Source organism: Corallococcus sp. M7, assembly GCF_054512695.1.
Map to the genome: position 1 here is coordinate 4,926,548 of NZ_CM137252.1, position 11,237 is coordinate 4,937,784.

General features: G+C 69.6%; 7 protein-coding genes and 1 pseudogene. 5 read left to right on the forward strand and 3 right to left on the reverse strand.

Going from position 1 to position 11,237, the window contains the following annotated elements:
• Positions 1–12 precede the first annotated feature (12 nt).
• Complete coding sequence (locus tag ACX114_RS19865) at positions 13–837, reverse strand: MBL fold metallo-hydrolase (protein WP_459300000.1); 825 nt, start codon at positions 835–837, stop codon at positions 13–15.
• Between the two features lie 106 nt (positions 838–943).
• On the opposite strand from ACX114_RS19865, the gene ACX114_RS19870 reads away from it, so the two are divergent.
• The 3 genes and pseudogenes from ACX114_RS19870 to ACX114_RS19880 all read left to right on the forward strand — a co-directional run bounded on the left by ACX114_RS19870 (position 944) and on the right by ACX114_RS19880 (position 4,913).
• Entirely contained in the window at positions 944–1,720 is a 777-nt protein-coding gene (locus ACX114_RS19870) for a helix-turn-helix domain-containing protein (RefSeq protein ID WP_459300002.1), read from the forward strand.
• 199 nt (positions 1,721–1,919) lie between these two features.
• Positions 1,920–4,014: pseudogene (locus ACX114_RS19875) on the forward strand (S46 family peptidase).
• A gap of 134 nt (positions 4,015–4,148) precedes the next feature.
• Positions 4,149–4,913, forward strand: a complete 765-nt coding sequence (locus ACX114_RS19880) for a phytanoyl-CoA dioxygenase family protein (protein ID WP_459300004.1) — start codon at positions 4,149–4,151, stop codon at positions 4,911–4,913.
• A gap of 13 nt (positions 4,914–4,926) precedes the next feature.
• On the opposite strand, the gene guaA is transcribed toward ACX114_RS19880, so the two are convergent.
• Positions 4,927–6,480, reverse strand: coding sequence for a glutamine-hydrolyzing GMP synthase (gene guaA / locus ACX114_RS19885; protein WP_459300006.1), 1,554 nt, complete (start codon positions 6,478–6,480; stop codon positions 4,927–4,929).
• Between the two features lie 124 nt (positions 6,481–6,604).
• Here guaA and ACX114_RS19890 point away from each other — a divergent pair, with 124 nt between their 5' ends.
• Positions 6,605–7,192 carry a hypothetical protein gene (locus ACX114_RS19890; RefSeq protein WP_459300008.1) on the forward strand — a complete coding sequence of 196 codons (588 nt, stop codon included), beginning with the start codon at positions 6,605–6,607 and terminating at the stop codon, positions 7,190–7,192.
• Between the two features lie 48 nt (positions 7,193–7,240).
• Here the strand turns inward: ACX114_RS19890 and guaB are convergent, their stop codons facing one another.
• On the reverse strand, positions 7,241–8,698 hold the full coding sequence (guaB, locus tag ACX114_RS19895) for an IMP dehydrogenase (RefSeq protein WP_459300010.1): 1,458 nt from the start codon (positions 8,696–8,698) through the stop codon (positions 7,241–7,243).
• Between the two features lie 164 nt (positions 8,699–8,862).
• Here guaB and ACX114_RS19900 point away from each other — a divergent pair, with 164 nt between their 5' ends.
• A complete protein-coding gene (locus ACX114_RS19900) occupies positions 8,863–11,103 on the forward strand; it encodes a TIGR02266 family protein (protein WP_459300012.1) in 2,241 nt (746 codons plus the stop codon).
• The last annotated feature ends 134 nt before the right edge of the window (positions 11,104–11,237 follow it).

Sequence of the window (11,237 nt, forward strand, 5' to 3'; positions counted from 1 at the left end):
CCGCCCGCACCCTCACGCACGCATCCGGTCGAACTCCACGGCACAGTGCGCGGAGAACACCTTCACCTCGTGTCCGTGCGCACGGACCAGGCCGCGCAGCCGCTCCTGGTTCTGGAGGCGCACGGCGTTGTCCTCGGAGTACAGCCGCTGGAACAGCGCCACGCCCCAGGGGCTTCGCGGTGCCACCGGGTTCACTTCATGGTGGCTGAAGTACGCGTCCCCCGCGTGCAGCATCCAGCCCCCGGGCCCCTTCACCGCGACGCCGCAGTGACCCGCCGTGTGGCCCGTCAGCGGCACCAGCAGCACCTCCTCGTCCAGGCCTGGAATCACCCGCACCGACTCGAAGCCGAACCAGCGCTCGCCGTCCACCGCGTAGCGGCTCCACTTCGGCCCGTGCGCCCACTGCACCGGCTTGTAGCCGTGCCTCGCGCCCGCCACCGGAGGCTCCACCGCCGCGGCGTGCTCGTCCCCGAAGACGTGGACCTGGGCATCCGGGAAGTCCACCAGGCCGCCGACGTGATCCAGGTCCAGGTGCGTGGGCACGATGTGCCGGACGTCCTCGCGCCGGAAGCCCAGCCGCTCCACCTGGGCCAGCGCCGTCTCCGCCGGGTCCAACCGGGGCGTGTTCCGTCGCACGAAGCGCTGTCCCAGCCGCCCCCGCGCGTCCTGCACATCCCGGGTCCCCAGGCCCGTGTCCACGAGCACGAGCCCCCGGGACGTCTCCAGCAGCAGGCAGTGGCAGACCATCCGGGCCCGCTCGAACAGGCCGCCGGAGCCCGTGACGAACCGGGCACTGGCGGGACACAGGGTTCCACAGTTGAGGTGATGGATTCGCATGCCCGGCAAGGTACGGACCGGGCCCCGGTCCCCGATTGGAGGAATCGGCCATCCGCCCAGGGCCCGGGTTGAAGCGCGGGCCCGGCCAGCCCATGCTTCCTTTCGCATGGCCGCTCCGCCCGACAACGCGCTGGTCCCCCGGGCCGACCTGTCCCGCTTCGTCCAGCGGGTGCGCGTGCTCTGGCGCGGTCCCTCCCACGGCGACTACGTCCGCGTGCCGGACGGCACCGTGGAGCTGGTGGTCCGCGTCACCTCCACCACTTGCGACGTGCACGCCCTGGGGCCGCGCGAACAGGTGGTGCGCAAGGCGCCCTCGGAGGTTCCGCCCGACACGCTGGGCCTCCAGTTCAAGCCCGGCGGCGCCTACCCCTTCTTCGGCCTGCCCATGTCGGAGCTGGCCCACCGGTCGCTCTCCATCGACACGCTCTGGGGCAAGGCGGACGGCGCGAAGCTCCGCGAAAGGCTCGCGAAGGCCCCCTCCTCCCAGGCCCGCCTGCGCACGTTGGAGTCCGCGCTCGTGGACCGGCTCCACCGCGACGACGTCTACGAACCGGCCGCCGCGTACCTGGTGCGGCGCGGCATCCGCCTGCTCACCGGCCCTGGGGAGATCCCCCGTGTCGCGGACCTGGCCCGCACGCTCGGCGTGAGCGAACGGCACCTGCGCCGCGCCTTCGACGACGTGCTCGGCATGGGACCCAAGTCCTACGCCCGGCTCGTCCGCTTCCAGCGCGCACTCCAGGCATCCTCTACCCAGGGCGGCCGGCCGGACTGGGGAAGCATCGCCGCCGGTGCGGGCTACTACGATCAGGCCCACCTGATCGCGGATTTCCGGGCCGTGCTGGGCACCACGCCGGGCGCGTGGGTGCGCGCACGGGCCGCCTGAGCCGGCCCGGACGCGCTGCGTCGGGACCCGGCGGGTGGGGAAAGCGCATGCCCGGTGGGCATCCCTGGGAATCGTTCAGGCGCTCGGACGTTATCCGGCTGGCGGAGGTGTTTTCCCAGCTTGACCGACGCTGGGGCATCCACCACAAACGCCCCGTCCCCGCGGAGCTCCGTCCCGCGGCCCGAAAGGATCCCATTCAATGAAGCGATTGGTCGTCATCGCCGCCCTCGTGGGTGCCGCCCCGGCGCTCGCCGATGAAGGCATGTGGACGTTCAACAACTTCCCCGCCGCCAAGGTGAAGGAGAAGTACGGCTTCCAGCCGGATCAGCAGTGGATGGACAAGCTGCGCCTGGGCGCGGTGCGTCTGGCCGGCGGCTGCTCGGCGAGCTTCGTGTCGCCGGACGGCCTGGTGATGACCAATCACCACTGTGCGCGCGGCTGCATCGAGCAGCTGTCCACCGCGAAGCAGGACTACCTGGCCAACGGCTTCTACGCGAAGACGCAGGGCGAGGAGAAGCAGTGCCCGGCGATGGAGGTGAACCAGCTCGTCGAGATCACCGACATCACCGAGCAGCTCAACAAGGCCACCGCGTCGCTGACCGGTAAGCAGTACTCGGACACGCTGAAGGCGGAGATGTCCAAGGCGGAGAAGCGCCTGCTCCAACGGCGACGACAAGGTGCGCTGTGACGTCGTCACGCTGTACCAGGGCGGCAAGTACAACCTGTACAAGTACCGCCGCTTCCAGGACGTGCGCCTGGTGTTCGCCCCGGAGCACGCCATCGCCTTCTTCGGCGGTGACCCGGACAACTTCGAGTTCCCCCGCTACGACCTGGACGTGACCTTCGTGCGCGTCTACCAGGACAAGCAGCCGGTGAAGACGCCGGACTACTTCAAGTGGTCCGCGAGCGGCGCGAAGGAGAACGACCTCACGTTCGTGGCCGGCAACCCGGGCCGCACCTCGCGCGCGCTGACCATCGCGGAGCTGGAGTACACCCGCGACGTGTCCCTGCCCAAGACGCTCGTGTACCTCTCCGAGCTGCGCGGCATGCTCACCGAGTTCCAGCGGCGTGGCCCCGAGCAGAAGCGCATCTCCAGCAACCTGCTGTTCGGCGTGGAGAACGGCCTGAAGGCGTCCAAGGGCCGCCACGAGGCGCTGCTCGACAAGAAGTTCTTCGCCTCCAAGGTCGCCGCGGAGCAGGAGCTGCGCAAGAAGGTCGACGCGAACCCCGAGCTGAAGAAGAAGTACGCCGCCGCCTGGGATGAGATCGCCAAGGCGGAGGCCCAGCTGCTCACGATCCGCAAGGACCTGAACTTCATCGAGCAGGGACAGGGCCTGTCCGCCAGCCTGTTCCACACCGCCCGGGCGCTGGTGCGCGCCGGCGACGAGCTGCCCAAGGACAACGGCCAGCGGCTGCGCGAGTTCAACGACGCCAACCTGCCCGCCCTCAAGGCGCAGCTCTTCAGCCCCGCGCCCATCTACGCGGACCTGGAGATCGCCCGCCTGACGTTCGGCCTCACCAAGATGCGTGAGGAGCTGGGCGCCAAGCACCCGTTCGTGAAGAAGGTGCTGGGCAAGGAGTCCCCGGAGCAGGTCGCCACCCGCGTGGTGAAGGGCACGAAGCTCTTCGACCCGAAGGCGCGCCAGGCGCTCTGGGACGGCGGCAAGAAGGCCGTGGACGCGTCCAAGGACCCGATGGTCCAGCTGGCCGTGCTGACGGATCCGGACGCCCGCGCCATCCGCAAGAAGTTCGAGGACGACGTCGAGTCCATCATCAAGAAGAACAGCGAGCTGGTCGCCAAGGCGAAGTTCGACATCTACGGCACCAGCCAGTACCCGGACGCGACCTTCTCCCCGCGCGTGTCCTTCGGCTCCGTGAAGGGCTACGTGGATGAGGGCCAGCAGGTCGCCCCCATCACCCAGATGTCCGGCACCTTCGAGCACGCCACGGGCCAGGATCCGTACGCCCTGCCCAAGTCGTGGCTGAAGTCGGAGAAGATCGTCAACGGCAGCACGCCGATGAACTTCGTCACCACCAACGACATCATCGGCGGCAACTCCGGCTCGCCCGTGGTGAACAAGAACCACGAGATCGTCGGCCTGGTGTTCGACGGCAACATCCAGTCGCTGGGCGGCGAGTACGGCTTCGACGAGTCCGTGAACCGCACGGTGGCCGTGCACTCCGAGGCCATCATCGAGGCGCTCCAGAAGATCTACGGCGCCAACCGCGTCCTGGAAGAGCTGCGCCCCGGCAGCACCAAGGTCGCGCCGGTGAAGGCGAACCCGGCAGGGTAGTCCTCCCTTCCGAGTCCTGAAGTCCCCAGAGGCTGTCCGGTGCGAACCGGGCAGCCTCTTCCGTTTGTCAGGATGAGCGGCTACTTGGAGTGAAGTCACGGCGCCCCGGCACTTCCCCCGGGGACAGGAGGCAGATGGACGCGCGCGCCGAGCAGTTCATGCGGGACGGGTTCCTCCGCATCGACGGAGCCTTCCCCCGGGAGGCCGCGGACGAGGCCCGGGCCATCCTCTGGCGGGACACGGGCTGCGACCCGGACCGGCCCGCCACCTGGACCCGCCCCGTCATCCGCCTGGGCATGTACACCCAGAAGCCCTTCGTGGACGCGGCCAACACGCCCGTGCTCCACGCGGCCTATGACGCGCTCGTCGGCGCCGGCCGATGGCTGCCCCTCGGGGCCATGGGCACGTTCCCCGTGCGCTTCCCCTCCCCCGAGGATCCGGGTGATGCCGGATGGCACATCGACGTGAGCTTCGGCGTCGACCATCCGGACTTCATGGAGTGGCGCGCCAACGTCGCCTCGAAGGGCCGGGCGCTGCTCATGCTCTTCCTCTTCTCCGACGTGGGCGAGGACGACGCGCCCACCCGGATCCGCGTGGGCTCGCACCAGGACATCGCGCGGCTCTTGGGCCCGGCGGGCGAGGCGGGCCTGACGCTGCGTCAGCTCGCGGCCAATGGCTTCGCGGAGTCCGCCCACCGGCGGGAGGTCCTGGCCACGGGCGAGGCGGGCACGGTGTACCTGTGCCACCCCTTCCTCGTGCACTCGGCCCAACCCCACCGGGGAACCCGGCCGCGCTTCATGGCGCAGCCGCCACTGCTGCCCCGGGAGCCCCTGAGCCTGGCCCGGCTCCCGGAGGACACGTCGCCGGTGGAGGAGGCCATCCGGCGCGCGGTGACTTAGAGGCGCTACCGCCTCACTCCCACTCGATGGTGGCGGGCGGCTTGGAGGAGATGTCGTAGACGACGCGGTTGATGCCGCGCACCTCGTTGGTGATGCGCGAGGAGATCTTCTCCAGGATGGGGAACGGGATGCGGGCCCAGTCCGCCGTCATCCCGTCCACGCTGGTGACGGCGCGCAGCACGCAGGTGGACTCGTAGGTGCGCTCGTCGCCCATCACGCCCACGCTCTGCACCGGCAGCAATACGGCGAAGGCCTGCCACACCTCCTTGTAGAGGCCGGCCTTGTGGATCTCCTCCTGCACGATGGTGTCCGCGCGGCGCACCAGGTCCAGGCGCTTCTCGTTCACCTCGCCCAGCACGCGGATGGCCAGACCCGGGCCCGGGAACGGCTGACGGGAGACCATCTCGTCCGGCAGGCCCAGCTCGCGGCCCAGGGCACGGACCTCGTCCTTGAAGAGCTCGCGCAGGGGCTCCACCAGCTTGAGCTTCATCTGCTCCGGCAGGCCGCCCACGTTGTGGTGGCTCTTGATGGTGACGGAGGGGCCCTTCCAGGACACGGACTCGATGACGTCCGGGTACAGCGTGCCCTGCGCCAGGAAGCCCGCGTCCTGCACGTCGCGCGAGGCCTCCTCGAACACGGCGATGAACTCCCGCCCGATGATCTTCCGCTTCTGCTCCGGGTCCGTGACGCCGGCCAGCTTCGACAGGAAGCGCTCGCGCGCGTCCACCGTCTTCAGCGGCACGTGGAAGCGGTCCACGAAGAGCGCCTCCACCTGCGCCCGCTCGCCCTGACGCAGCACGCCGTTGTCCACGAAGATGCACTGGAGCCGGGGGCCAATCGCCCGGTGCAGCAGCAGCGCCGCCACGGAGCTGTCCACGCCGCCGGACAGGCCGCAGATGACGCGGCCTTCGTCACCGACCTGCTTGCGGATGGTCTCCACGGCCTCGTCGATGAAGCCCTTCATCGTCCACGAGCCGGTGACCTTGCAGTCGTTGAAGAGGAAGGCGCGCAGCATGGCCTTGCCCTGCGGCGTGTGGACGACCTCCGGGTGGAACTGGAAGCCGTACCAGGGGTTCGTCTTGTGGGCCGCCGCCGCGAAGGGCGAGTTGCCGCTGCGACCGATGGCCTCGAAGCCGGGCGGCAGCTCGTCCACCCGGTCACCGTGGCTCATCCACACCTGCACCTGGTCGCCCGGGCGGAACTCCGCGAAGGGGCCCCGCGCGGCGAGCACCTCCACCGCGGCGCTGCCGAACTCGCGGTGGGCGCTCCGGTCGATGCGGCCGCCCAGGAGCTTGGAGATGAGCTGGAGGCCGTAGCAGATGCCCAGCACCGGGAGTCCGGCCTCGAAGACGTAGGGGTCGCAGCGCGGGGAACCGGGCGCTTCCACGGACGCCGGCCCGCCGGAGAGGATGATGCCCTTGGGCGCGAACTGGCGGATGTCGGCGGCCGGGAGGTCCGGGCGGTGGATTTCGCAGTAGACGCCCAGCTCGCGCACCCGGCGGGCGATGAGCTGGGTGTACTGGCTCCCGAAATCAAGGATCAGGATCTTCTCGGAGTGCAGGTCCACCGGCGATTCTCCCAGGGGGCGTCGTTGACGGGTGGGGGCCCTTATCGCTACAAACTTCGGGAAATCAACGCTGAAAGGCCGTCAATTGTTCGTGCGCCGCCTGTCCGCTTCCACTGCAGCAGCCATGCTCCTCCTGTCCGCCTCGGGGTGCGTGAAGGAGATCACCTCCGACGAGCGTCTGGAGCGTGACACCCGCAGCGTCGCGGTGAAGGACGCGCCCGGGGTCGACCAGCTGTCCAAGCTCACCTGTGACGACACCACCGCGCCCCTCAACAAGGCGCGCGACGTGAACCGGCCGGAGTCCGACCGGCTGGTGGACTACGTCAACCTCTACTCCTCCCTGAAGGACCGCACCCACACCTTCGAGGAGGCCATGGCCCGCAACCCGGACCTGAGCTACCGCGAGGGCAGCCAGAACCTGGTCAACGCCAAGGACACCTGCATCCAGCAGACCGCGGACGTCCGGGTGGAGTTCGAGACCTACCTGCGCGAGCTGGTGGACGTGCCCACGGTGCAGGAGATCAAGGGGGGCAACACCGTCACGGTGGCCCGCCTGGACTTCGGCGCCCTGAAGAAGGCCATTGAAACGCTGGACCCGGACGACCGCGAGTCGCTCCTCCAGCGCGTCAACGCGGCGGAGAAGCGCGTGTCCACCACGGCCGCCCCCGCCGAGGACTCGTCCTCGGGCGGTGGCAAGCGTCGCGGCAAGTAGTCGTCCGCAGCCCTCCCCCGGCGCACCGCCGGGGGAGACGCCCCTGCCCTACTCCATCCGGTAGTTGGGCGCTTCCTCGGTGATGATGACGTCGTGCACGTGGCTCTCCTTGAGCCCGGCGGACGTGATGCGCGTGAAGGTGGCCTTCGTGCGCAGCTCCTCGATGGTGGCGCAGCCCACGTAGCCCATGCCGCTGCGGATGCCGCCCAGCATCTGGTGCACGTTCATGGAGAGCGTGCCCTTGTACGGGACGCGGCCCTCGATGCCCTCCGGCACCAGCTTCACCGCCTCCACGTCCGACTGGAAGTAGCGGTCCTTGGCGCCCTGCTTCATGGCGCCCAGGCTGCCCATGCCCCGGTAGCTCTTGTAGCTGCGGCCCTGGTACAGGATGACGTCGCCGGGGGCCTCTTCCGTGCCGGCGAACAGCGAGCCGATCATCACGGAGCTGGCGCCCGCGGCGAGCGCCTTCACGATGTCGCCCGAGTACTTGATGCCGCCGTCGGAGATGATGGGGACGCCGTGCTTGTCCGCCTCGCGGGCGCAGTCGTCCACCGCCGTCACCTGGGGCACGCCCACGCCGGCCACCACGCGGGTGGTGCAGATGGAGCCCGGGCCGATGCCCACCTTCACCGCGTCCACGCCCGCTTCAATCAGGGCGCGCGTGCCCTCCGCGGTGGCCACGTTGCCGGCGATGAGGTCGAAGCCCTTGAAGTTCTTGCGCGTGTCGCGCACGCCTTCGATGACGCCCTTCGAGTGGCCGTGCGCGGTGTCCACGACGATGACGTCCACGCCCGCCTTCACCAGCGCGTCGATGCGGGCCTCGCGGTCCGCGGACACGCCCACGGCGGCGGCGCAGAGCAGGCGGCCCTTGGCGTCCTTGGCGGCGTACGGGTGGGTGCGGCGCTTCTCGATGTCCTTGATGGTGATGAGGCCCTTGAGCTCGTAGGCCTCGTTGACCACGAGGAGCTTCTCGATGCGGTGCTCGTGCAACAGCTTCGTGGCGTCGTCCTGGGTGATGCCCTCGCGGCCGGTGACGAGCTTCGTCGTCATCACGTCCTCGACCTTCTGGGACAGGTTCTTCTCGAAGCGCACGTCGCGGCTGGTGAGGATGCCCACCAGGCGCTTGCCCTGCACCACGGGCACGCCGGACACGCCGTGGACCTTCATCAGCTCCAGCGCGCGGGCGAGCGGCGCCTTCGGGTCGATGGTGATGGGGTCCACCACCATGCCGCTCTCGAACTTCTTGACCTTGAGGACCTCCAGGGCCTGCTGCTCGGGCGTCATGTTCTTGTGGATGACGCCGATGCCGCCCTCCTGCGCCATGGCGATGGCGGTTCGCGCCTCCGTCACGGTGTCCATGGCGGCGGACAAGAGGGGAACGTTCAGCCGGATGTTGCGGGTAAGGCGGGTGGTGAGGTCGGCATCACGCGGGGTGACGGCGCTCTCACCGGGCAGCAGGAGCACGTCGTCGAAGGTGAGGGCCAGCCGGATATCGGGGTTCAACATGGGGGCTCCCGGAGGCCCCGCGGGGCACCAGCGCCCGGCGGGTGCGTGTCCATACGGTTTGCGCGGCTGCCGCGCAACGGAAGAAGGTTTTTTGCCGCCCGTTCCCGGGGACTTCAGGTGATACTCGGCGTCCCACCAACACTTATTGGGACTTGGACCGGGCCTTGGCGGAATTGAATCAAGCGGGGGCGGTGGGGCTGGTGGTGAAGCTGCCCTTCGCCACCCCCGAGGAGTTCCTCGCGAAATACGGGGGCAACATCACCCGGGGCGGCATCTATTTGCGCGCCAAGGCCGTGCGCCCCCCTGGCACGGCCGTTACCCTGGACCTCCGCCTGGCAAGCGGCGACCGGCTCCTCTACACGGCGGCCATCGTCCACTTCGTCACGGGCCAGCAGGGCCAGGGCATCTCTGGCATGGGGCTGAAGTTCGGGGAGGCGGATCCCCCGACCCGCCGGTTCCTGGAGACCGCGGTCGCCATCCTTCCGCACGCCCAGTCGGACGTTCCGCCCGTGCCCAACGGCGTGGGCACCCCGGACTTCACCGTGCCCGTCCAGGCGGCGGCCCCTGCCCTGCCCCAGGCCGCGGCCATGGATGCCCCGGCGCGGGTGGACGCCCCGGCCGCCGCCCCCGCTCCCGCCCTGGAGATGGTGACGGATGCGTCACTGGGGCTGAGCGTCGAGGAGCCGCCCCGGACGGGGCCAGTGATCGGCATCGACCTGGGGACGACGAACTCGTGCGCCGCGTTCGTGCGCGGCAACAAGCCCGGGGTGCTGCCCAGCCGCGAGGGCCACAACACGGTGCCCTCCATCCTCGCGTTCAACCAGCGCGGCAAGCTGGTGGTGGGCCACCCCGCGAAGGGGCAGATGCTCACCAACCCGCGCCAGACGGTGTACGGCGCCAAGCGGCTGGTGGGCCGGCCGTACGCGTCGCCCATCGTCGGGCAGATCAAGGGCCGCTTCCACTACGAGATCGCCGCGGGCCAGTCCGGCGAGGCGGCGGTGCGGCTGGGTGACCGCATCTATTCGCTCCAGCAGATCTCCGCGCTGATCCTCCGCGAGGTGCGCGAGGTCGCGCAGAACCAGCTGGGCCAGCCCATCTCCCGGGCGGTCATCACGGTGCCCGCCTACTACAACGACAACCAGCGGCACGCGGTGCGCGAGGCGGGCAAGCTCGCGGGCCTGTACGTGGAGCGCATCCTCAACGAGCCCACGGCGGCGGCGCTGGCGTACGGCTACGGCAAGAAGCTGAACCAGCGCGTGCTGGTGTACGACCTGGGCGGCGGCACGTTCGACGCGTCGGTGCTGGAGCTGCACGACACCGTCTACGAGGTGATCTCCACCGGCGGCGACACGTTCCTGGGCGGCATCGACTTCGACAACGCCATCGTGGAGTACCTCCTGCAGGAGTTCGAGCGGCAGACGGGCCGCGCCTTCCAGGGGGACCGGGTGGCCCTGCAGCGCATCAACGACGCGGCGGAGCGGGCCAAGTGCGCCCTGTCCGAGCGCTCCGAGATGCGGGTGCACGTGGCCTTCATCACGATGATCGACAACAAGCCGTACGACCTGGACGTCACGCTCTCGCGGCAGAAGTTGATCGCCCTGACGGAGGGGCTGGTGGACCGCACGGTCCAGGTCTGCGAGGAGGTGCTCCAGGCCAAGGGGCTGAAGCCCACGGACATCGACGAGGTGATCCTGGTCGGTGGCCAGAGCCGCTTCCCGCTGGTGCACGAGAAGATCACGAAGTTCTTCGGCCGGCCGCCCAGCAAGGGCGTGCACCCGGACGAGGCCGTGGCGCTGGGCGCGGCGCTCCTGGCGCACAGCCTGGGGCAGCTGGAAGGCGTGGTGCTCATCGACGTGCTGCCCATGGCCATTGGCGTGGGGCTGCCGGGTGGGCGCTTCAAGCCGGTGCTGGAGCGCAACGTGTCGCTGCCGGCGGCGAAGAGCTACACGCTCTCCACGCACCGGGACGGGCAGACGGAGCTGGAGCTCACCGTCTTCCAGGGCGACTCCGAGCGCGCGCAGGACAACGAGTACCTGGGCACTCTGCGGCTGGCGGGCCTGCCGAAGAAGCCTCGCGGCGCGGTGCAGGTGTCGGTGACGTTCGAGGTGAACAACGAATCGCTGCTCAAGGTGACCGCGAAGGAAGGCACCACGGGGCGCGAGGTCGTCAGCACGTTCACCACCCGCGATACGCCGGAGGCGGTGAAGGCCCGGCTGGCGCAGGAGGAGTCCGCGGCGGCCGCGCCGGCGCCTCCGGTCGTGACGCCGGGGGCAGCGGCTCCGGCGGCGCGCAAGGTGGCGGCTGCCCCGCCGGCCGTTCCGGAGGAGGCGGCGGCGGACGTCTCCGTCGTGTCAAAGCAGAAAGGTTTCATGGGGTGGTTGAAGGGACTGTTCGGCCGCGCCTGATGCAGGGCCTCCCGTGAGTCATCACCGGGAGTGCCTACGGGATTGAGCAGTCGGGCTGCTATGAAGTGTCGAAATTTTTCGACACCTGGACGGCCCCCCCCGTGACCGACCTCGCCCCCCGAAGCCTTTCTGGC